This is a genomic window from Aureibaculum luteum (genome assembly GCF_003449015.1).
In the GTDB taxonomy this organism is placed as follows: domain Bacteria; phylum Bacteroidota; class Bacteroidia; order Flavobacteriales; family Flavobacteriaceae; genus Aureibaculum; species Aureibaculum luteum.
In genome coordinates, this window is sequence record NZ_QRGD01000003.1 from 372,899 (window position 1) to 395,184 (window position 22,286).

Sequence of the window (22,286 nt, forward strand, 5' to 3'; positions counted from 1 at the left end):
ACCCAGCAAATACACTATTAAAACATTCTTTGGTCAGACTTGAATGATATATCGTTAATCGCTTCTAATAATGTTTGACCAAGTTTAACTTCACGCTTAATGCTATCAGTATATTTTTGATACCTGTTTTCGTCACCCATTTGTTTGTAAACACTCGCTCTCATTCGATTTTCTAAATCATTATTAATCAGTTCCTCAAAAGGCTTACCTACTCCGAGATTTCTAGGACGTATTTCCGCCTCATCTATCTTACTTAATGCTTGGGTGTATTTTTTCTTATTCATTAAATTATATGCTAACATTAACTTCGTTTGTCTATAGTATCGATACGAATCTGTAGCTCCCTCAAATGGTAATACATTAATATTAGACAATATATGTTCCGCTTTTTTGTATTGGCTATTTAACATATAAGACTTAGTTAAATCTAATCCAACAATGTAATTTTTAGTATTATTTTTATAACATTTTTCCAATATTTTTACAGCGTCTTTGTAATGCTTTAATTGAATATTTAATTTTGCAGCCATCCGGTAATAACGCCACTCTTTAGGCTCTATTTGAATTGCCTTTTCTATCAACTTTATCTTTTTATCAACACTTCCATTAATGTCCAGTTTAGCCTTCAAAAAATGGAAAGGAGCAAAATTATTAGGGCCAAGAGATTTGTTTAACAAATCTAATGCCTTCTCTTTATTACCTCTAAAATTATGAATTAATGCTAATAAGTAATGTACTTTCCATGACTCTTTTTGAACGTTAGCCCATTCTAAAATTTCTGCTGTTTCTTCCCTAAATGGAAAAACAAACGATAGATCTGAATTTTCTGCTTTATCTAAATATAAATCGGAGTCAGATTTATTTATACCCTTATTCAACCATGCTAACCAAAAGAACACCTCGCTATTTTTAGGTGATAATTTTAACACCTCAATACTTTCCTTAAATCTATTATTATTGGCATACCAAATTGCTAATTCTAAGTATGATTCTATGGGTAGCTCATTTTTTATAAGCGATTGAAATTTTTCAAGATTAGTATCAGTTGGCGACCTATAAAAATCCTCAAACCGAATAAAATGGTTTAATGGATTCAATTTTTCAATTTTATTTCGGGTTACTTTTATTTGTTCGTCATTTTTCTGTATCCTTGCTAAAACATGTAAAATCTGAAATCCTTCAATATTGTTTGAATCACTTGTTACGCTCAGCAATGCATATTCATTAGCTTTTAAATAATCATGTTTAGATAAATATAAATGTGCCAAAGCTGTATATGCAGCAACGCGATAGTTTGGCGTTAAAGCAGCAACTTCAAACCCATCTATGGCATCAATATGGTTCGCAAGTTTTGACGCTGTCAATCCATAATAATAATTTGCCTCTCCATTATAAGTATCAATGCTCAACGCCTTTTTTCCATAATAAAATGCAGAATCATAATCCATTCTGAAAATTTTTAATTTGGTCATCTCTACTAAAGAAGGAAGAAACAAAGCATCTTTTGTTAGAGATTTTTTGATTGTCACCTCAGATTCACCGTATTGGCGAAACCTATTCAAATCGCGTCCTTGTAAATAAAGTCCAAAGGAGCTTTCTCTATCAAAATTTTCAGGAATTTGCATGGGTCTGCTTATGTTTTTTTCGGCTACTTCCAAAACAAAATCAATATTTTCTTCATTTAAATTGATACTAGCAACCACCTCATCAGTAGGCAATTTTATATCAATCCGAACAAGCTCTAAAGGATTAGCATTTACAACTGCACTTCCAATCTGTAATCTATTAGCATTATAAACACGTAACGTATCCCTAATAGATTGTACAGGACTTATCTTTACTGAAAGCACATTGTCTGGTAGCGTTTCAATTTTAAACGCACCCGTTTTGTTGGCATGGCTAAATCCACCCAATCCATTGAAGGGGTACCAATATTCCATCCATTGATCACTATTGTATGGCATAAAGCCAACTTGTTTAAAAGGGGTTAAACTACTTTCAACTACATTTTGATTAAATAATCTACCACTCTGTATTTCTACATACTGCCCACTATCATTGGTAAGCAATTCTTCCCAAATTTTACCCGAATCTGATTGTGCCCAAAGAAATATTTTCTTCCCCAATTTATCATCTCTATTCGCAAAATGAATCATACCAAAATCATCTTTTTTCCATAGAGCTCCAAAATAATTACGCTGAGAACCTATAATATGATATGATTTTGAAGATCCAAAATTATTTTCCTCATAATTAGATAGATTGCGTCCTTTACTATCTATTGGCCAATTGTGCTTACTTCCATCATGACCGATATAATGATTTCCAGGATATAAAAATTCTAATTTTTGCCCAACAGGAATCCCTGCATTCATCCATGTATAATAAGGTTGTTCAACACCTGTTGCATTAAACCAATAGGACCTTGTGGTAAAATAGGCTTTATCTTTTTCTAGTTTAGTCTCAACAACCCAACGGGTTCGAGTTAGCAAATCTAATGTAGATACATAGCAACTGACACTACCATCACCGTTATTTTTCACTAAGTAATCAACCGGAGTAGCACTATTTGGAGTATGACCAATAACTCCATAATTCATTTCTATACCTCCACTTACCCATGGCCCACGCATCGCAATATCTCTAAATTTTACTACGCCATTATTATATAAAAAATCCTTACTAGTTTTCTTATCATAGGCCGTCCAAATTTTACCCCCTATTTCCGGCATAATTTGGACTTTTATATATTCATTCTCAAGTTCAACTACTTTCCATTCTTTTTTCAACCCCTTATCAGAAAATCCGTCAAAACGAAAATATGGATAAATTTTATTGTCTTCAGGAATTGGATTCGGATCAGAAAATGGATACGTAATATAGCTTTTTGTAGTTTCCTTAACTGTAGCAATTTCTTGACTTAAAACAAGATTGGAAAATAAGGATGCACTAATAAAGAGGCAAATTTTAAACATGGCTATTATATAATTAACATTAATTCAAAAAAATTAATTTTGTTAAATATAATAGTTTATTAACTAAAAATATAATTATTAGTATAACTACGTTCTTACAATTGGAGAAAGCTCATGAAATCTTAAAATGATTCTTTATTCGAAGCCCCTCATTAAAAATAAAATCCAAACCCTCCTTTTACAGCAAACTTCGTTGCTCCGGGCATGTCTAAATAATTTCCTCTAAAGACGAAGTCAATTCTTATAAACTTAAAAATATTATCTACACCAACGAAATATTCGTAATACGGTTTTGTTGGTGCCTTACCTTGTAAATCAAACGCACTTAAGGCAACGTTTTTGTCAGATAAATTTCCTATAACGGCTCTAGCTCCCGCTATTTCTCTCCAATTAAGTTTACGTAGTAATGGTATTCTCGAAAAGATTCTACCATTAAAATTATGCTCTATGTGCAATGCAGCATATTCATCTGTTACAAAATCATAATAATTAAGTAAATCAAAAGTTCGTGGTGCTGTAAATATGGCTTGATTTCCAGGAACTACATCTAACATGGTCAATGGCACCTCTCCAAAAGTTTTACCCACTTCTAGAAAATACTTTAACTTACCAAAACCACCCATCAAAACCCTATGTCTATAATACAACTGGAGCTTATCATAATCAAAATCACTGTCTAAAAATCCTTTTAAGCCTTTGGTATAACTCAAATATACGGTAGGATATCTACCTTCATTACTTACATTTCGTTCCACTCCGAATCCCGCTGTCTTACGTCCAGGAGTATAAGTAATACCGACATCCAATTCTGTTTGTTTTATTTTAGCTTGTTCAAAACCATTTTTATCAAAATAGCTAACATTAAATAAGGAGTCTGGTGCAGCAGAACTCAATGTTTTGTAAGTTGCTCCAAGTCTAAAGTTTAAATTCTTTATGGGTTCAACATCAACAGCTAAATTGGTAAGATTTACATTGGTTAAACTATAATTATCGCCTCTAGAAAAGAATGAGGATGAGGCAAAACTACGACTAAGAACATCATTTGCCGTTGTTAAACTTACCCCTGTTTGTTCTATATCTCGCCTATTACCCAGCGATAAAATTATTCTATTTCTTTTATCAACTAACCACTTACCTGATATACCATACTTTACTTTATCATCTTTAAAGCCATAAGCTGCATATCCTTGAATACGCCATGTATCATTCTGGCTAAAATAGGTTCTCCCTCCTACTCTAACCCTAAAACCTTCTATATCATTACTACCAAAAGAGGAAAAAAGTGGCCCATAGTCAAACCCATCAAAAATTTGCCAATACCCAGTGGCTAATGTGGCCCCAACATTATATAACTGTTTAAATTTTCGAACCGTTTTTAAGGTATCTAACATCTTATATACCCCTACCTCATCTTTATTCAGTTTCTCCATTCGATTTTCACTCCAAAAATCATCAGGCTTATTATATATTTCTTCTTCGTAAGAACTTACTTTTGCTTTATATACATCATCATCGCGTTCTTTTTCGAATTCGTAATTGTTATATAGTGTGGTTCTTCGACCATAAACTCCTTTTGACTTATCCTTAGAATTAAAAGAAAAGTCAGACATCATATGATCTCGTTTTAATAGAAAAACAGAATCACTTAACACTTCAAATTCTTGAGCTACATAAATTTCTTTTACCCAATTTATATTTGCACTTCGGCTTGCATTCATTTCAATTTCTTGAATAGCAAACGTGGTATCGTTCACCCAAAAGTCACCTTTAAAAGTAAGTTCATTTTTCCGTCTTGGATAAAAAACAATATTGTAACACCATTTATTACCAAGATAAGCACTATCAGCCAATACATAATTATAAACCGAAACCCCTGTTCTTGAAATTGGACTGGTAAAGCTTTTATCGAAAAATTTCAGATAATTGTCGTAAATATTATAGTCTACATATAATTGTTTTACAAACTCAATTAGTTCTTGGTTACTATCAAAACCTGAGTTTTTATTTGCAATTAAGGTTTCATTTGATTTTTGAGAAGGTTTATTTTTACCATATACCTTATATAAGGCTTCATTTATAAAAATGGGTAAATAAGGCTTCCCTGTGATGTTAGAGGTATCAATTTTCTCAAAAACAAACTCCATTCCTTTAAAAAGTCGTTTTTTCTTAAACTTTTCATCAATATTGTTTAAGTCAAACTCTATTTTCTCGTACTTGTCATACTCATATTGCTTATATAAACGTAATCCGTTTTGACGTTTTTTTGCCCATATTTTCTTTAGTATTTCAACTGCTGGGTTTCCTTTTTTCTTTGTTTTACCAGAATAAAGCAGCACCTCATCTAAGGCAGCAGCATCTTCTTTCAGTACGATTATAAGATCAAAATTTCTCGCTTTTAGCGGGATTATTTTGGTTTCAAAACCAAGAAAAGAAATCATTAATTCTGTATACGTATTTTCTGATTCAATATAGAACTTTCCATTCTCATCAGATACACCACCTTCTGTGGAGCCTTTAAAAATGATATTAGCAAACGGTATAGGTTCCCCTTGCTCATCTACAATATTACCACCTACTTTAACTTGCGAAAAAGCGAACGAGGTGATTAATAAAAAAAATATTATTAAATATTTCAATAGTTAAAATTTAGAGTATTAATAAAAAAAACCTTTTACAACTTGTTGTAAAAGGTTTGATTATTACAAATTTAATGCCATTATTTTACATAAAGAACATACTTAACTGCTTTAATCACATCTTCCGAGTTAGGTATCCACTCTTTTAATAGGACAGGTGAATATGCAGCTGGTGTATCTGCAGTAGTTATTCTTTGTATTGGAGCATCTAAATAGTCAAATGCTTGTTCTTGTACTTGATATGTAATTTCTGATGACACACTAGCAAAAGGCCAAGCCTCCTCTAAAATTACTAATCTATTTGTTTTCTTTACAGATTTTATAATTGTCTCATGATCCATCGGTCTTACCGTACGTAAATCAATAATTTCTACTGAAATATTTTCTTTTTCTAATTCTTCTGCAGCTTTATAAGCTTCTTTTATGATTTTTCCAAAAGAAACAATCGTAACATCTGTACCTTCTCTTTTAATTTCAGCAACACCAATTGGCAAAACATATTCACCATCAGGCACTTCACCTTTATCACCATACATTTGTTCAGATTCCATAAAAATTACAGGATCATCATCTCTAATGGCAGCTTTTAATAAACCTTTAGCATCATATACATTTGATGGCACAACTACTTTCAAACCAGGAGTATTTGCAAACCAGTTCTCAAAAGCTTGAGAGTGTGTTGCACCTAACTGACCTGCTGAAGCCGTTGGTCCTCTAAAAACTATAGGGCAATTAAACTGGCCACCAGACATTTGTCTGATTTTTGCCGCATTGTTTATAATTTGGTCTATACCAACCAAAGAGAAATTAAAGGTCATATATTCTACAATAGGCCTGTTTCCATTCATCGCTGAACCAATAGCAATCCCTGCAAAACCAAGCTCAGCAATTGGTGTGTCTATAACACGTTTAGCACCGAATTCATCTAACATACCTTTGGAAGCTTTGTAAGCACCATTATATTCTGCGACCTCCTCACCCATTAAATAAATAGATTCGTCTCTACGCATTTCTTCGCTCATTGCTTCGCAAATAGCTTCTCTAAATTGAATTGTTCTCATATTGGTTATAAAATTACTATGCAAAAATAGAAAATTAAGGCTAGTTTATAAGATTATCAATCAAATATTTTACTATGCGTGCATAGTAAAATGAAAAAAAAGTAGTAACTTCGCCTTAAATAATTAAAATAGTTTAAAAAATGAAAATATTAGTGTGTATAAGTCACGTTCCTGATACAACCTCAAAGATTAATTTTACCGATGGTAATTCTAAATTTGACTCTAATGGTGTTCAGTTTGTAATTAATCCATACGATGAATTTGTTTTAACAAGAGCCATGTGGTTTAAGGAAAAACAGGGAGCATCTGTAACTGTTGTTAGTGTAGGTAATCCCTCTACGGAACCAACTTTGCGTAAAGCCTTGGCCATAGGAGCCGATGAAGCTATTCGTATTAATGCTGATGCATCTGACGGTTATTTCGTCGCTAAGCAATTGGCTGAAGTAGCAAATAATGGCAATTATGACCTAATACTCGCTGGTAGAGAATCTATTGATTATAATGGAGGGATGGTTCCCGGTATGTTGGCTGGTATTTTAGATTTTAACTTCGTAAATGCTTGTATTGGTTTAGAAGTTGAAGGTGATAAGGCAACAGTTATAAGAGAAATTGATGGTGGTAAAGAAACATTAAGCACAAGCTTACCATTAGTAATTGGAGGTCAAAAGGGAGTTGTAGAAGAAAAAGATCTGCGAATTCCGAATATGAGAGGAATTATGATGGCTAGAAAAAAACCATTAACTGTTGTAGAACCGATCTCATTTGAGGCAACAACAGAATCAAAAAGTTTTGAAAAACCAGAAGCAAAGGGTGCTGTTAAATTAATTGATGCCGACAATGTTGGTGAGTTGGTTGATTTATTACACAATGAAGCTAAAGTGATTTAAGGTCACGGAATCAAGAAAAGTCTAATATCTAATATAAAAAAATATGTCTGTACTCGTATACGCAGAATCCTCTGAAGGAAAATTTAAAAAAATCGCTTTTGAAGCAGTTTCTTATGGTAAAAAAGTTGCCGAACTATTAGGAACCAATTTATGTGTGCTTACTATAAATGCTGAGAACGCTTCAATGTTGTCAGACTATGGTGCTGAAAAAATTTTAAAAGTAAACAATGAAAAACTCAGTAATTTCAATGCAAAAGCCTACGCTGATGTAATAAAGCAAGGGGTAGAAAAAGAAAATGCTGATGTTATCATTATTGACTCAAGTAATGATGGTATTTACCTAGCTCCACTATTGGCAGTAAATTTAGAAGCAGGGTATGCTTCAAATGTTGTCGACGCACCCAGCTCTATTTCACCATTCACAGTAAAAAGAAAAGCTTTTTCTAATAAAGCTTTTGATAATACAGAAATTAAAACGGCTAGAAAACTAATTGGATTGGCAAAAAATTCTTTTGGTTTGGTAGAAAGTAAAACTTCTGCAACTGAAGAAGATTTCACTCCGACTCTTGCTGAAGGAGATTTTAACATCACTTCTACCTCAATTGATAAAGCAAAAGGTAAAGTTACAATTGCAGATGCAGATATTGTTGTTTCTGGTGGTCGTGGATTAAAAGGTCCTGAGAACTGGGGAATGATAGAAGAATTAGCTGATATTTTAGGTGCAGCTACGGCATGCTCTAAACCAGTTTCCGATTTAGGTTGGAGACCACATAGCGAACATGTTGGTCAAACAGGAAAGCCCGTAGCCGCCAATTTATATATTGCTATAGGAATTTCAGGTGCGATACAACATTTGGCCGGAATCAATTCTTCAAAGGTAAAAGTTGTTATTAATACTGACCCAGAAGCACCGTTTTTTAAGGCTGCCGATTATGGTATTGTTGGTGATGCATTTGAAGTTGTACCAAAATTAATAGAAAAGTTAAAAGAATTTAAGGCTCAAAACGCATAATTTTAGTAAATTGTGCCACTCAAAGGCTGTCTATATTTTGGATACATAAGTCCTTTATTAGACAGTTTTTTTATATTATAATTTATGAGTTTAGTCCGCCTTAACATAAAAGGTATATCATATAGTCAGACACAAAGCGGTGCTTATGCATTGGTTTTGAGTGAAGTAGAAGGCGAACGCACCTTACCTATTATTATAGGTGCTTTTGAAGCACAATCTATAGCCATAGCTCTAGAAAAGGAAATAAAACCACCTAGACCGCTAACACATGACCTCTTCAAAACTTTTTCTGACCGTTTTCACATTAAAGTGAAACAAGTTATCATTCATAAATTAGTTGATGGCGTGTTTTATTCTAGCCTTATCTGTGAACGTGATAAAATTGAAGAAATTATTGATGCTAGAACTTCTGATGCCATAGCATTGGCAACTCGTTTTAATGCACCAATTTTTACTTACGAAAATATTTTAGACAAAGCAGGTATCTTTTTAAAAATAAAAGATGAGCCTAAATTAACACAAACTAAAATAGAAGTTGAAGAAATGGCTATTGAACTTGCCGAAGAATCTTCCTTAAAAGAAATTTCCATAAAAGAATTGAATAAACAGTTGAATGAGGCCGTTGCAAATGAAGATTATGAATTGGCAGCCAAATTAAGAGATGAAATCTCTAAAAGACAAAAATAAAAGACCAACCCGCACTAGCATATGACTCGTAATTTCGTTATTTTTATTTTAGTCTTATTTAGTTTAAATACTAATATATCAGCTCAAGAAACACTAACAGATTCAATTTCACTCGCGGAAACAAAAAGTGCTGAACCCAAACAAGATTCTATTATAAAATACTGGCAATTATCTAGTCATATTCTATATCAAAAATATCCTGATAGTATAAAATCAGATGTTGAATTTATAAAGAGTAAAGAGTTTTTGTCTTTAAATGAAAGTGGTGAATATACTTCAAAATTAAACAACAGTTCTGGTTCCGGTTTTTGGTTAATAAATCAAGACTTATTATTATTCCAGCAGAAAACACCATCAAAAGTTGATTTTTATTATCAAATTATAGAAAATTCTGACAATCATTTAAAGCTAAAAAACGGTAATGAGGTTTTTACTTTTATTGCTGATACACATAACAATTTTATCAACCAACAAGTAACCGAAGATAAATTAATTCCAAGCCAAGGGTTTTCTATAAACTCTTTATGGAGGGGAGTTCTTGGAATGATAGTTTTACTATTTATCGCCTACCTTTTTAGCATTAACAAAAAAGGAATTAAATGGAAAACAGTCGGTATTGGACTCCTTTTTCAATTGATTATAGCTATAGGTGTATTGAAAGTTCCCTTTATTCAAAAAGGATTTGAATTTGTAGGCGGAATTTTTGTAAGTATTTTAGATTTTACCAGAGCAGGTAGTAAATTTTTATTTGAAGGCCTCGTGGTTGATATGGATACTTTCGGATTTATTTTTGCTTTTCAAGTGCTTCCAACAATTATATTCTTTTCTGCACTTACTTCTGTATTATTCTATTTAGGCATTATACAGAAGGTTGTAAAATTAATGGCCATGCTTTTAACGAAGTTTTTGGGCATTTCTGGTGCTGAAAGCTTATCGGTGGCAGGTAATATTTTTCTAGGTCAAACAGAAGCTCCGCTTCTTATAAAAGCTTATTTAGAAAAAATGAATAAATCTGAAATGCTGCTTGTTATGATTGGTGGTATGGCCACTGTTGCTGGTGCTGTGTTAGCAGCCTACATTGGCTTTTTAGGTGGTGATGATCCCGTGTTACGATTAATGTATGCCAAGCACCTTTTGGCAGCTTCAGTAATGGCAGCTCCAGGAGCCATCGTTGTTTCAAAAATATTGTATCCACAAACTGAAGCTATAAATACTGACGTACAAGTGTCTTCAGAAAAAATAGGTTCTAATATATTAGATGCTATTGCAAATGGTACAACAGAAGGCTTAAGGTTAGCCGTAAATGTCGGAGCAATGCTTTTAGTTTTTGTAGCCTTTATTGCAATGATTAATGGTGTGTTTGGATGGTTAGGTGATATTACTTCACTTAATAATTGGATGGCTGTAAATACCCCTTACCCTAAATTTTCTTTAGAAGCTGTTTTGGGTACCGTTTTTGCCCCATTAATGTGGTTAATAGGCGTTGCCAAAGAAGACATGATGTTAATGGGTCAGCTTTTGGGTATTAAATTAGCAGCAAGTGAATTTGTTGGTTATATTCAATTAGCAGATTTAAAAAATATTGCTAATGCAACACATTTAACTTATCAAAAGTCAATAATTATGGCTACATATATGCTTTGTGGCTTTGCTAACTTTGCTTCTATTGGGATTCAAATTGGTGGTATTGGTTCATTGGCCCCAGGACAACGTAAAACATTGTCTGAATTCGGTATGAAAGCCTTAATTGGAGGTTCCATAGCTTCCTTAATTTCTGCTACCATTGCAGGGATGATTATTGGATAGTAAACCAAACCTTCGTTAATAAACTTTTAATAAAATAGAAATTCAATTACATTTAATTATAACACTTTTCAGTATTTTGCTGATTCAAATTAATAGATAAAAATGAAGCAATACCACGATTTAGTAACACATGTTTTAGAAAATGGATACGAAAAAGGTGATCGCACGGGTACGGGTACTAAAAGTGTTTTTGGTCACCAAATGCGATTTGATTTATCAGATGGCTTTCCAATGGTGACTACTAAAAAATTGCATTTAAAATCGATTATTTATGAATTACTTTGGTTTATAAATGGAGATACTAACATAAAATACTTACAAGAAAACGGTGTGCGAATCTGGAATGCTTGGGCGGATGACAAAGGTGATTTAGGACCTGTTTACGGACATCAATGGAGGAATTGGAATAGTGATGAAATTGATCAACTTACTGATGTAATAGACACATTAAAAAATAACCCTAACAGTAGAAGAATGATGGTTTCCGCTTGGAACCCTTCCGTTTTACCAGATACATCAAAATCATTTAGCGAAAATGTAGCTAATGGAAAAGCCGCTTTACCGCCTTGCCATGCGTTCTTTCAATTTTATGTAGCCGATGGTAAATTGTCTTGTCAACTTTATCAAAGAAGTGCTGATATTTTTTTAGGCGTACCCTTTAACATTGCTTCTTATGCTTTATTTACGATGATGATTGCACAAGTTTGCGGATATGAAGCGGGAGAATTTATTCATACATTTGGAGATGCACACATTTACAATAACCATGTTGAACAACTAGAATTACAATTATCTAGAGATGTGAGACCGCTTCCAAAAATGAAAATAAACTCCGCAGTAAAAAGTATTTTTAACTTTAAATTTGAAGATTTTGAATTATTAAATTATAATCCCCATCCGCATATAAAAGGTGCCGTAGCTGTATAAAATAATAAATCCCAAAATCCATCGAAGGATTTTGGGATTTATTATTTTTAATAGTTACTTACTATAATTCTAAAACAGAATTTTCAGTACCGGCAAATTCGTTAAATGCATAACTATCTGCTTGCTCATCATTTTTGTAAGCTCCATCAACTAAATATCTAAATTGATATGAAGTACCTTTTTCTAAATCGATAGTTCCTTTGAAGTTACCATTTTTTAGTTTTTTTAGCTCATATTTTTTTGCAGGTTTCCAATTGTTGAAATCTCCAACAACTGCAACTTTTTCAGCGTCAGCTTCAGGTAAAGTAAATGTTACCTTACAAACTGGTTTTGTTTTTAAATAATTCTTAGTAATTGCCATAATTTTGTGTTTTTTAAATTAGAGCAAAATTAATTAAGTTTTTCTACATCTCATCGCTAATCCACTGATTATTAAGTCGATTTAACAATAATTTAATTTTAAATAACAAAAAAATGAAAAACTCAAAATTCATCGTTAAATATTATATAATTATTATTTTTAAATTCTTTTTTTTGAATAAAAATTGTAAATTTATAAACATTTTACTATAAAAATGCCCTTATTAAATAGTTATAACCTACCTATTTGATAAATAAGGCATTAAATAATTGCATAAGAAAAACTCTAAATAATAAAGTATCATGAAAAAAGAAGATTTAAAAAAAGATTTAATTGACCGTATCAATCAAATTGATGATGAAAATAAGCTGACCGCCATTCAGACGATTTTGAATACACTTGAAAGTGAACACATTGAATTTGACAATAAAAACAACGCCTTAGAGCCTGAAGATTTTGGTGGTTATATTAAAGAATGGTTAAAAAGCATGTAATTAAAAGTATGGAGAATTAACTAATAATTTTAGTATATGATTTTTGCTCGTCTATTGTATTCTAACAAGAAGAGAAGGTAGTATCAGAAACTATGCCATTAGAGATTATTGAAAATGTGCCAATTTTTCCTGAATGTGAAAAATTAGACAAAACAAAATTATTTGTTATTTTTGAAATTGAAAACGATGGTAATATAATAGATGTTAAGGCCAGAGGGGAACATGAGATGTTAGAAAGGTAGATTATTAGAGTAATTAATTCTTTACCGAAAATGACTTCTGGAAACCTCAAAGGTAAACCTGTAGGAGTAAAATACACAATACCAATTACTTTGTTGGTTGATAAACCAGCCAAAAAGCTTAATCAAAATTAATGGAAAAGGAACAAATTGAAATATATGAAAAAGCACGAAAACGCGTAAAACAAAAAAAGAGGTTATACTACCATTTTATTGTTTTTTTAGTGGGTTCATTTTTTTTAATAGTGTTAAACACCTTTTTTAAGGTGGGAAATCAGTATGGCGAATGGTTTAAATATGCCGTTGCTTTTTGGCTTTTAATTTGGATATTTCATTTTATTAATGTTTTTGTTACCAATAAATTCTTTGGTAAAGAATGGGAACGTATTGAAACTGAGAAATTAATGGACAAACACGAACTGAAATCTGATAAATTAGAAAGAGAACTTATTAAAAAAGGAGTTATCACTCCAAATGATAAAATTTCTGGTTCAGAAAAAAAAACTTTAAACCATTGATTACTATTATTGCTGCCATTGGCAAGAACCGTGAACTAGGTAAAAATAATGAACTTATTTGGCACTTACCCGACGATTTAAAACGTTTTAAGAAAGTTACCACTGGACATGATGTAATTATGGGTAGAAAAACTTTTGAATCTTTAGGTAAAGCCTTACCTAATAGAACCAATATTGTAATTACTAGAAACAAGGGTTACAAAGCGGAAAATTGTGTAATTGTTCACTCATTAGAAGAAGCTATTAAAAGTACTTCTGATACTAATCCTTATATTCTAGGTGGAGCTCAAATATATTCTCAAGCTATAAAAATAGCAGATGAACTAGATTTGACATTTGTGGATGCTTCATTTGAAGCCGATGCCTTTTTCCCTAAAATAGACGCTAATATTTGGAAAGAAAAACATCGTGAAGATTTTTTAGCAGATGATAAACATGAATTCAATTATAGCTTTATTCTTTATAAAAGAAAAAAATTATAAACAAAAAAAAAGTGAGCCACTACACTCACTTTTTACTCAAACTAACTAATCAAATATCTATGATTTAACTTATCATAAATGTCTTTATATTTTAATTTCTTTTTCAAATGACATATCCTTATTGGAGAGTATAACTCTATATTTCCCAGCCATACTTGAAGAAAAGTCATATACTTTATTAAATATTTGGTCATTTTCAATTTTCTCAGAATAAACCAAATCTCCATTCTCATAAAAAATACTTAAGCCTAAAAACTCAGAGTCTAGAATTGTTTTATGAATTGTTAGGAGTCCATCTTTATTTACTACTGAAGGCTTAAAAAAGATAGATTCATTTTCTTTATCAAAAACAACCTTATTCTTATTTACATCAAAAGGAATTAATTTAACTTGATACTCCTTATCTAATTCAAAAATATAATTACCGTCTGGTAATGCTGTTAAATCAAATTTCTTTGAATAATTTCCATTAATTTGAATCGTCTCTTTGTACAGAATCAAACCATTAATGTCTTTTATACTCAATACAGAACCTTCTGTTACATCATTTAATGTTACGTTAGTAACATCATCATTTTCGTTAGTTACAATTTCATTTGCATAACTAATCATCGTAGTACATAATACTACTAATACTAAACTTTTTTTGATCACATTTTTCATGTTTTTATTTTTTTAGAATTAATTACACTACAAATGTATGAGGACTTCTACTTTCAGAAAACATCAATATTAATACATATATATAGTATATTAACAAAATACAATTAACAGCTAATTTTACCGGTTAATTTAGAATATATTTAGGTTAACTTTCCGTAGTTTTATAAAATTATGACCTGAATAGAAATAGGTTATTATGCATTACTCAACCTAAAGCATATTCAAATTCTATTAAACCAAAGTGTTGACTTTTAAACAAAAAAAAAGTGAGCCACAACACTCACTTTTTACTCAAACTAACTAATTAAATATTTATGAATTTTATATCACAAATGTCATTTATAGATTTATTTCTTTTACAAATGTTCTATCTTCAGTTGATAACAACACTTTATACTTACCTTTTAAACTTTTCGAAAAATCATACGTCTTATTTATTAACTCTTCGTTGTTAAATTTCTCTGAATGCACTAAGTCTCCATTTTCAAAATAAATTTTTATGTTCAATCCCTTTTCAGAATTAAGAATCGTTTTTTGGATTCTTAACCTATTATTTTCAAGAACCATAGCTGGTTTAAAAATTACAGACTTATTTTCAATATTAAGATCTACTACATTACGCTTTACATTAAAGGGTATAGATTTAATTTCGAAATCTTTATCCAATTCAAAAATATAATTTCCATCAGGTAATGAAGTTAAATCAAACTTCTTTGAATAATCACCACTTACTTTTATAGTTTCTTTATAAAGAATTATGCCATTAACATCTTTTATACTCAATACAGAACCTTCTGTTACATCATTTAATGTTACGCTAGTAGCATCATCATTTTCGTTAGTTACAATTTCATTTGCATAACTAATCATAGTAGTGAATAATACTACTAATACTAAACTGTTTTTTATTACTTGTTTCATCTTTTCTTTTTTTTGAATTATTTATACTACAAATGTATGGGGACTTCTACTTTTAGAAAACATCAATATTAATACATATATATGTTATATTAACAAAATATAATTACCAAACTGATAACAGGGTTAATTAAGTGTATATTTTGGTTAACTTTCTGTAGTTTCATAAAACTAGACTTGAATAGAAATAGATTCATATACACTACTATACCTAAAACATGATCCTATTCAATAAAATAATTAGTTAATTCTAAAACAAAAAAAAAAGTGAGCCACAACACTCACTTTTTACTCAAACTAACTAATTAAATATTTATGAATTTTATATCACAAATGTCTTTTAAAGATCTATCTCTTTTACAAATGTTCTATCTTCAGTTGATAACAACACTTTATACTTACCTTTTAAACTTTTCGAAAAATCATACGTCTTATTTACTAACTTTTCATTGTTAAATTTCTCTGAATGTACTAAGTCTCCATTTTCAAAATAAATTTTTATGTTCAATCCTTTTTCAGAATTAAGAATGGTTTTTTGAATTCTTAACATATTATTCTCAAGAACCATAGCTGGTTTAAAAACGACAGACTTATTTTCAATATTAAGATCTACTACATTACGCTTTACATTAAAGGGTATAGAATTAATTTCAAAATCTTTATCCAACTCAAAAATATATTTTCCATCAGGTAATGAAGTTAAATCAAACTTCTTTGAATAATCACCATTAATTTTTATAGTTTCTTTGTAAAGAATTAAACCATGAACATCTTTTATACTCAATACAGAACCTTCTGTTACATCATTTAATGTTACGTTAGTTACATCATCATTTTCGTTAGTTGCAATTTCATTTGCATAACTAATCATAGTAGCGAATAATACTACTATTACTAAACTGTTTTTTATTACTTGTTTCATCTTTTCTTTTTTTAGAAATATTTATGCTACAAATGTATAGCTACCTTTGACTCTAGAAAACATCAATTTTAATACATTTATATAGTATATTAACACAATTAATCCACACACCATTTAAAAATGTTAATTTAGAACATAAAGTTGTTAAATGTCTATAGGTTTACCGGATAATATCTCGTAATTTTGTAACAATAATATATAATATGACAATGATTAAGAAACCAACTTTTGAAAAGATAAGTCCAAATTTTGGAAGTTCTGTTTTGGTAATGCAGCATACTAAAAAGATAAAAAACAAGAACTCCGCATTTTGGCACTTTCACCCAGAAATAGAATTAGTATATGTTGATAAAGGAAAAGGAAAGAGACATATAGGTAACCATTTGTCATATTTCAATAACAGTCAACTCATATTAATTGGATCTAACCTACCACATAACGGATTTGCAGATCGTCTTACCACCAGAGGTACAGAAACAATTGTGCAATTTAAGCCTGATTTCTTAGGAGAAAACTTCTTTAAGATTCCAGAAATGAATGCGATTGATTTATTGCTAGAAAAAGCTAAAAAAGGATTGCTATACAGACCGGAAACAAAAGAGGTTGTTGGTCCCAAAATTCAACACTTAATTGATTTAAAAGGGTTTGAGAGGATAAGCCTATTGCTTGAAATCTTAAATGATTTAGCCAAAGCAGAAGATTATACATTATTAAATGTAGATGGCTTCTCTTTTGAAACAGAAGCTCAAGACAGTGCGAAAATTGATATGATTTTTAAGCATATCAACACCAATTTTCAACGGCCGATTCCATTAGACGAAATAGCAGATAAAGTAAGTATGACTGTACCCGCATTTTGTAGATATTTTAAAAAAGCCACGGGTAAGACTTTTACAAAGCTAGTTAATGAATATCGCGTTGTACACGCAACCAAATTACTCTCAGAAAGTCAGTCAAGCATAACAGATATCTGTTTTGAATGTGGTTTTAATAATTTTTCACACTTCAACAAATTATTTAATGAGATTACAGGAAAAAGTGCTTCTAAATATAGAAGTGAGATAAAACACTTAATCAAGCAAGGCTAATTATTTAATTTTTAGCTCAAATGGCATTCTCGCTTGTACACCTTTTAGAGTTGAAAACGCTTTTATGTTTTTATAAATTTGGTAATTTTCAACTCCCAATTCTTCTTTTAAAATACTTTCTTTACTCATTCTAATAAATGAAAGTGGATTAAATGCATCTTTAAAATCAGTTTTATAACGTGGGTAATTGGTAATACCAAAATCAGTTATATCTGCCAACTCTGCCGCCCTATTAACGGCATCATTTAAACTTCCTAACTTATCTACTAAACCATTTTCTAAAGCTTCTACCCCTGTCCAAACTCTTCCTTGAGCAATACTATCAACTTTTGCTTCTGTCATATTTCTACCTTGAGCAACACGGCTTACAAAAGTTTTGTAAATACCTTCTACACCCTCCTTAGCAACTTTATAAAATTCGTCAGTCATCGGTTTAAAAGGACTGTAAGCAAACGAATTTTTATTAGTACCAACTTGTTCTGCATTAACACCAATTTTCTTTGTTAATTCACTAAAATTGGGTATAATTCCAAAGACACCTATAGACCCTGTAATTGTAGTGGGCTCTGCAAAAATTTCATTAGCATTACAAGCTATATAATATCCTCCAGATGCAGCATAATTACCCATAGAAACCACAAGAGGCTTTTCTTTTTTGGTTAATTCTAACTCTCTCCACATTAAATCAGAGGCTAAAGCACTACCACCTGGCGAATTCACCCTTAAAACGATCGCTTTAATTTTATCATCTTTTCTTGCTTTTGTTAAGGCTTCAATAATTTTTTCTTGTCCAACAACCTCTAGTGTTCCTTTACCGTATATTATTTCACCCTGTGCGTAGATTATGGCAATTTTATCAGATGCTGATGATTTTATCCTCCCCTTTCCTGTTGATATATAATCAGAAATAGACAAGCTATTTAGTTTCTTATCTTTTTCAATTCCAACCAAACTCTTCAATTTATCTGTATATTCATCATTGTATAGCTCACCGTCAATCATGTTATTTTCTATGGCCAGTTGTGGAGTTCTTGCTAATAAGTCATCAGCAATAGCATTTATTTCTTCTTCTGTTTTATTTCTACTTTCGGCAATATCTACGACGATTTCATTCCAAATAGAGTTCAAAAAAGAGGAAACCTGTTCTCTGTTTGCTTCACTCATTTCATTGGCTAAAAATGGTTCAACTGCACTTTTATATTTACCATGACGAATAACCTCCATTTTAACTCCTGACTTTTCTTGTAAGTCTTTATAATATAAAATCTCCGTTGACAACCCTCTAAAATCAACTTCCCCAACAGGGTTTACAAAAATAGAATCTGCCACTGAACTTAAATAATAATTACTTTGTAAATAATAATCAGCATAGGCTGTTATAAATTTACCTGATTTTTTAAAATCTAATAATTTATCTCTTATGGCTTGTATTTGAGCTGTCCCCGCATTTACAAATAATGTATTAATATTTATTCCCTTAATTTTGTCATCTGTTTCAGCATTTTCAATAGCGTTTAAAATTTCTTGCAAACCAATTTTCCCTTCTTCCATATCAAATATTTCAGCAAATGGATCACTACTTTTAGGTGCATAATCTAATATTTGACTTTCTAAATTTAACTCCAACACAGAGTTGTTTTTAACCGAAACAGCTGTATCCTCGGTAGAGGCCGATATAATAACAACCAATATTACAAACATTAAACCTACTGCAATAAAAACTCCTAATATTGCTGCTAATAATTCCCTTAAAAATTTCATGTATCTATATATTTATTTTTTCAATTATAACATGTGCTTTACAATTTATCATTCTCATGAAATCATAATTTTCAACATGCTGGTTCATTTTTCTTAATTACATCGAAACCAAATGAACTATTTTACTTCCCTAATAGGTCTTGTTATTATTTAAAATGTTACAACAAAATACTATTAACATTTTAAAATGTTTATAAATTGAGCGGCAAAGATAATCTTTTATCTAATGATTTTATTTTTCTTTGTACCACTTTCATGAAAATTCAAAGAACCACATATTTATCATTGGGTAGTAACGTTGGAAATCCCATAGAAAATCTACAATTAGCGATTAATTCAATTGCTAAAAACGTAGGTAGAGTTACCAAAATATCTTCTGTTTACAAAACAGCTTCGTGGGGTTTTGATAGTGATGATTTTCTAAATATTTGTATTGCAGTTTCTAGTCACTTAAATCCTGAAAATTTATTAGAACGTGTTTTAACAATTGAAACAGAACTTGGTAGAAATAGAGGTACCTCAACAGCATATAAAGCTAGGATAATTGACATTGACGTGCTACTATTTGATGATGAAGTCATTTTTTACAACAATTTGACGGTACCGCATCCACGTATGTTAGAACGTAAATTTGTTTTAGTGCCTTTGGCTGAAATTGCTCCGTTACTTAAACACCCTATAGCCAAAGAAACAATAACTAAATGTTTGGCCCATTGTGATGATGCCTTGGAAATTAAAAAGACCAATCTAACTCTAACACGACCTATATCAATTATTGAAAAATACAATTACATAGCTATTGAAGGAAATATTGGTGCTGGTAAAACAACATTAGCAAAAATGATTGGTGATGACTTTAATGCAAAACTAGTATTAGAACGTTTTGCTGACAATCCGTTTTTACCCAAGTATTACGAAGACATGGAAAAATATGCTTTTCCTTTAGAAATGAGTTTTTTGGCAGATAGATATCAACAACTTTCAGATGATTTAGCTCAGTTTGACTTATTTAAAAACTTTATTGTTTCCGACTATTATATTTTCAAATCTCTCATTTTTGCACAAGTTTCTTTATCTAACGAAGAATATAAATTATATAGACGCATTTTTGATGTAATGTATAAAGAAATTACCAAGCCCGATTTGTATGTTTATCTTTACCAGAGTATTGATAGCCTGCTAGAAAATATTAAAAAAAGAGGACGAGCATATGAGCAAAACATAAAACCTGAATATTTAGAACAAATACATCAGGGCTATGTTAACTTTATTAAAACAGAGCAAAATTTAAACACATTAATAATTGATGTCTCTGAAATGAATTTTGAGAAAAACAGTGAAGATTACCACACCGTTATTGATATAATCAATAATGACAAAAGCACTGTCAAAGAATAAACATACCGTTTACTATCTCAAAAAAATAAGACGTAAGTATCATAAAAAGGATACTATTTCTCTAATAACTCCAATTTCTCAGCGAAATAGTCGCAAAAATCTCGCATTGTTGCTGTCATTTTTTCATCATTAGTAGCACGATAAAATGTATCTGACATAGAAAGTAATGTCTGATGAAAAAAGTGTTGCATTTCATCAAGAGGCATATCTTTTGTCCATAAGTCCATTTTCAAAGTTTCCTTCTTTTTATCATCCCAAACAGAAATTAAAACCGCCTTTGTAGGTTCATTATCAATTCCTCCATCTTTGGCATCCCAAGATAATTTTTCAGGAATTTTATTTTCGTCTAGTTCTACAGTAAATTTTATTTCGGAATTATGTTTTGACATAGGATTAGTATATTAGTGAAAGTAATTTAATAGTATTTATGATCTATTACGTTTAGGTAATTAAAAACACCCAAATGAATACTATTTACTTGGCTTATATTTCGATTTTTTAAATATCTCTTCGTTTTTCATTTTTAACATATCTTGTAAAGACGTGTCCGTATTTTGCATAAATGCTCTTACAATTTGCCAGCCAAACCACACTCCAATACTTCCGGGTGTTTCATTATCATTGGCTCTATAAAATTTTGAAAATGGAGCATTATCAATAAACCGTCGAGAGAGTTCTTGCTCAGTACTAAATAATATTTTGTTTTCAATAAAATATTTCCAAACCTCTTCATCATTATACTCCGCCCACTCTATTTGTTCTTGGGTATAACCTATCTTTTCAGCATCATTAACTTCTGGTACATACGCATCAAGCAAATACAACTTTTTACCTTGCTGTACCATTCTAGAAACAAAAGTTCTATCTGTTGAAAACATTATTTGAACATTTGTAATTGCATTTGCTACATCAACAATTAAATGCTCTTTTGTGAAATTTTGTTTTATATAACTAGGATAATCCTGATATATTTCACTATCCTCTCCTAGATAAACATCTAACGAAACAAATAACAAACTATCTGCATAAACTACTTTAGTTTCATAATCAACATTAGATAGTAAAGTTATTACTTTGGGTGATTTAAAATTTGGATAATAATATTTAATATGCTTGAATAACTCCACTATTTGTTCTTTTTCAGTTGAAAAATCACTAAATACTTTCTGCGTTTCTGTATATAATTCCTGCTCATCTTTATCTTCAATTTTATGTAACCAAATACTATCATGGTTTTGAGCTGGGAACAAATAAGGATATTTACTTTTTAACTGAGGTAACTTTTCTGAAGTTAATGTGTAAAACTCTTGATCAAAGCGGTTTACATCAACTTTAACTGAAATATCAGAAACGTCAATGTCTGACTTCTCTTTTTTTGTACAGTTTATTAAAGTTAATAGTAAGATTAAGAAAGAAACGTATTTATACATTTATTAAAATTTAGTATTTTC

Annotated in this window: 21 protein-coding genes; 11 read left to right on the forward strand and 10 right to left on the reverse strand. The window is 30.8% G+C overall.

The genetic code is table 11. The annotated features are described in order from the left end of the window. Positions 1–17: 17 nt before the first annotated feature. The 3 genes from D3P13_RS09790 to D3P13_RS09800 form a co-directional block, all read right to left on the reverse strand. Positions 18–2,975 (reverse strand): DUF5107 domain-containing protein, encoded by a 2,958-nt coding sequence (locus D3P13_RS09790; RefSeq protein ID WP_117881828.1) that lies wholly within the window; start codon positions 2,973–2,975, stop codon positions 18–20. A gap of 152 nt (positions 2,976–3,127) precedes the next feature. Then, entirely contained in the window at positions 3,128–5,611 is a 2,484-nt protein-coding gene (locus tag D3P13_RS09795) for a DUF5686 and carboxypeptidase-like regulatory domain-containing protein (RefSeq protein WP_117881830.1), read from the reverse strand. 80 nt (positions 5,612–5,691) lie between these two features. Continuing rightward, complete coding sequence (locus tag D3P13_RS09800) at positions 5,692–6,672, reverse strand: pyruvate dehydrogenase complex E1 component subunit beta (protein WP_117881833.1); 981 nt, start codon at positions 6,670–6,672, stop codon at positions 5,692–5,694. Between the two features lie 140 nt (positions 6,673–6,812). Between D3P13_RS09800 and D3P13_RS09805 the strand changes: the two genes are divergently transcribed. The 5 genes from D3P13_RS09805 to D3P13_RS09825 all read left to right on the forward strand — a co-directional run bounded on the left by D3P13_RS09805 (position 6,813) and on the right by D3P13_RS09825 (position 11,991). Further along, the gene (locus D3P13_RS09805) at positions 6,813–7,559 is read left to right on the forward strand and encodes an electron transfer flavoprotein subunit beta/FixA family protein (protein ID WP_117881835.1); all 747 of its coding nucleotides are present in this window, start codon (positions 6,813–6,815) and stop codon (positions 7,557–7,559) included. 43 nt (positions 7,560–7,602) lie between these two features. Then, entirely contained in the window at positions 7,603–8,571 is a 969-nt protein-coding gene (locus tag D3P13_RS09810; RefSeq protein ID WP_117881837.1) for an electron transfer flavoprotein subunit alpha/FixB family protein, read from the forward strand. A gap of 84 nt (positions 8,572–8,655) precedes the next feature. Beyond that, complete coding sequence (locus D3P13_RS09815) at positions 8,656–9,258, forward strand: bifunctional nuclease family protein (RefSeq protein ID WP_117881839.1); 603 nt, start codon at positions 8,656–8,658, stop codon at positions 9,256–9,258. Between the two features lie 438 nt (positions 9,259–9,696). Next, positions 9,697–11,064 (forward strand): NupC/NupG family nucleoside CNT transporter, encoded by a 1,368-nt coding sequence (locus D3P13_RS09820; RefSeq protein ID WP_198680011.1) that lies wholly within the window; start codon positions 9,697–9,699, stop codon positions 11,062–11,064. Between the two features lie 102 nt (positions 11,065–11,166). Beyond that, positions 11,167–11,991: a thymidylate synthase gene (locus tag D3P13_RS09825; protein ID WP_117881841.1), complete on the forward strand. Its 825-nt coding sequence runs from the start codon at positions 11,167–11,169 to the stop codon at positions 11,989–11,991. A gap of 61 nt (positions 11,992–12,052) precedes the next feature. Here D3P13_RS09825 and D3P13_RS09830 read toward each other — a convergent pair whose 3' ends face one another. Next, a complete protein-coding gene (locus D3P13_RS09830) occupies positions 12,053–12,352 on the reverse strand; it encodes an isoamylase early set domain-containing protein (RefSeq protein WP_117881843.1) in 300 nt (99 codons plus the stop codon). 302 nt (positions 12,353–12,654) lie between these two features. Here D3P13_RS09830 and D3P13_RS09835 point away from each other — a divergent pair, with 302 nt between their 5' ends. The 4 genes from D3P13_RS09835 (at position 12,655) to D3P13_RS09845 (ending at position 14,085) form a co-directional block, all read left to right on the forward strand. Next, complete coding sequence (locus D3P13_RS09835; protein WP_117881845.1) at positions 12,655–12,846, forward strand: hypothetical protein; 192 nt, start codon at positions 12,655–12,657, stop codon at positions 12,844–12,846. Between the two features lie 92 nt (positions 12,847–12,938). Further along, positions 12,939–13,088, forward strand: coding sequence for a hypothetical protein (locus D3P13_RS21915; RefSeq protein WP_157972881.1), 150 nt, complete (start codon positions 12,939–12,941; stop codon positions 13,086–13,088). Between the two features lie 131 nt (positions 13,089–13,219). Beyond that, positions 13,220–13,603, forward strand: coding sequence for a 2TM domain-containing protein (locus D3P13_RS09840; protein ID WP_117881847.1), 384 nt, complete (start codon positions 13,220–13,222; stop codon positions 13,601–13,603). Further along, positions 13,600–14,085 (forward strand): dihydrofolate reductase, encoded by a 486-nt coding sequence (locus D3P13_RS09845; protein WP_117881850.1) that lies wholly within the window; start codon positions 13,600–13,602, stop codon positions 14,083–14,085. The genes D3P13_RS09840 and D3P13_RS09845 overlap by 4 nt, the downstream gene beginning before the upstream one ends. Before the next feature lie 84 nt (positions 14,086–14,169). On the opposite strand, the gene D3P13_RS09850 is transcribed toward D3P13_RS09845, so the two are convergent. The 3 genes from D3P13_RS09850 to D3P13_RS09860 form a co-directional block, all read right to left on the reverse strand. Further along, the gene (locus D3P13_RS09850; protein ID WP_117881852.1) at positions 14,170–14,748 is read right to left on the reverse strand and encodes a hypothetical protein; all 579 of its coding nucleotides are present in this window, start codon (positions 14,746–14,748) and stop codon (positions 14,170–14,172) included. A 339-nt stretch (positions 14,749–15,087) separates the two neighbouring features. Next, positions 15,088–15,669, reverse strand: a complete 582-nt coding sequence (locus tag D3P13_RS09855) for a hypothetical protein (protein ID WP_117881854.1) — start codon at positions 15,667–15,669, stop codon at positions 15,088–15,090. Between the two features lie 337 nt (positions 15,670–16,006). Further along, complete coding sequence (locus D3P13_RS09860) at positions 16,007–16,588, reverse strand: hypothetical protein (protein WP_117881856.1); 582 nt, start codon at positions 16,586–16,588, stop codon at positions 16,007–16,009. 209 nt (positions 16,589–16,797) lie between these two features. Here D3P13_RS09860 and D3P13_RS09865 point away from each other — a divergent pair, with 209 nt between their 5' ends. Continuing rightward, positions 16,798–17,676, forward strand: coding sequence for an AraC family transcriptional regulator (locus D3P13_RS09865; protein WP_117881858.1), 879 nt, complete (start codon positions 16,798–16,800; stop codon positions 17,674–17,676). Here D3P13_RS09865 and sppA read toward each other — a convergent pair whose 3' ends face one another. Continuing rightward, complete coding sequence (gene sppA / locus D3P13_RS09870) at positions 17,677–19,437, reverse strand: signal peptide peptidase SppA (protein WP_117881860.1); 1,761 nt, start codon at positions 19,435–19,437, stop codon at positions 17,677–17,679. A gap of 255 nt (positions 19,438–19,692) precedes the next feature. On the opposite strand from sppA, the gene folK reads away from it, so the two are divergent. Beyond that, positions 19,693–20,835: a 2-amino-4-hydroxy-6-hydroxymethyldihydropteridine diphosphokinase gene (gene folK / locus D3P13_RS09875; protein ID WP_117881862.1), complete on the forward strand. Its 1,143-nt coding sequence runs from the start codon at positions 19,693–19,695 to the stop codon at positions 20,833–20,835. A 53-nt stretch (positions 20,836–20,888) separates the two neighbouring features. On the opposite strand, the gene gldC is transcribed toward folK, so the two are convergent. Continuing rightward, positions 20,889–21,224, reverse strand: coding sequence for a gliding motility protein GldC (gene gldC, locus D3P13_RS09880; protein ID WP_117881864.1), 336 nt, complete (start codon positions 21,222–21,224; stop codon positions 20,889–20,891). An 81-nt stretch (positions 21,225–21,305) separates the two neighbouring features. Then, positions 21,306–22,265: a gliding motility lipoprotein GldB gene (gldB, locus tag D3P13_RS09885; RefSeq protein ID WP_117881866.1), complete on the reverse strand. Its 960-nt coding sequence runs from the start codon at positions 22,263–22,265 to the stop codon at positions 21,306–21,308. Between the last annotated feature and the right edge of the window lie 21 nt (positions 22,266–22,286).

Coding starts and splice junctions, on each gene's coding strand:
- D3P13_RS09840 (WP_117881847.1), top strand. CDS start 13,220: ATGGAAAAGGAACAAATTGAAATATATGAAAAAGCACGAAAACGCGTA.
- D3P13_RS09860 (WP_117881856.1), bottom strand. CDS start 16,588: ATGAAACAAGTAATAAAAAACAGTTTAGTAATAGTAGTATTATTCGCT.
- D3P13_RS09865 (WP_117881858.1), top strand. CDS start 16,798: ATGATTAAGAAACCAACTTTTGAAAAGATAAGTCCAAATTTTGGAAGT.
- D3P13_RS09850 (WP_117881852.1), bottom strand. CDS start 14,748: ATGAAAAATGTGATCAAAAAAAGTTTAGTATTAGTAGTATTATGTACT.
- gldB (WP_117881866.1), bottom strand. CDS start 22,265: ATGTATAAATACGTTTCTTTCTTAATCTTACTATTAACTTTAATAAAC.
- D3P13_RS09800 (WP_117881833.1), bottom strand. CDS start 6,672: ATGAGAACAATTCAATTTAGAGAAGCTATTTGCGAAGCAATGAGCGAA.
- D3P13_RS09825 (WP_117881841.1), top strand. CDS start 11,167: ATGAAGCAATACCACGATTTAGTAACACATGTTTTAGAAAATGGATAC.
- D3P13_RS21915 (WP_157972881.1), top strand. CDS start 12,939: ATGCCATTAGAGATTATTGAAAATGTGCCAATTTTTCCTGAATGTGAA.
- D3P13_RS09810 (WP_117881837.1), top strand. CDS start 7,603: ATGTCTGTACTCGTATACGCAGAATCCTCTGAAGGAAAATTTAAAAAA.
- folK (WP_117881862.1), top strand. CDS start 19,693: ATGAAAATTCAAAGAACCACATATTTATCATTGGGTAGTAACGTTGGA.
- sppA (WP_117881860.1), bottom strand. CDS start 19,437: ATGAAATTTTTAAGGGAATTATTAGCAGCAATATTAGGAGTTTTTATT.
- D3P13_RS09815 (WP_117881839.1), top strand. CDS start 8,656: ATGAGTTTAGTCCGCCTTAACATAAAAGGTATATCATATAGTCAGACA.
- gldC (WP_117881864.1), bottom strand. CDS start 21,224: ATGTCAAAACATAATTCCGAAATAAAATTTACTGTAGAACTAGACGAA.
- D3P13_RS09790 (WP_117881828.1), bottom strand. CDS start 2,975: ATGTTTAAAATTTGCCTCTTTATTAGTGCATCCTTATTTTCCAATCTT.
- D3P13_RS09830 (WP_117881843.1), bottom strand. CDS start 12,352: ATGGCAATTACTAAGAATTATTTAAAAACAAAACCAGTTTGTAAGGTA.
- D3P13_RS09835 (WP_117881845.1), top strand. CDS start 12,655: ATGAAAAAAGAAGATTTAAAAAAAGATTTAATTGACCGTATCAATCAA.
- D3P13_RS09855 (WP_117881854.1), bottom strand. CDS start 15,669: ATGAAACAAGTAATAAAAAACAGTTTAGTATTAGTAGTATTATTCACT.
- D3P13_RS09805 (WP_117881835.1), top strand. CDS start 6,813: ATGAAAATATTAGTGTGTATAAGTCACGTTCCTGATACAACCTCAAAG.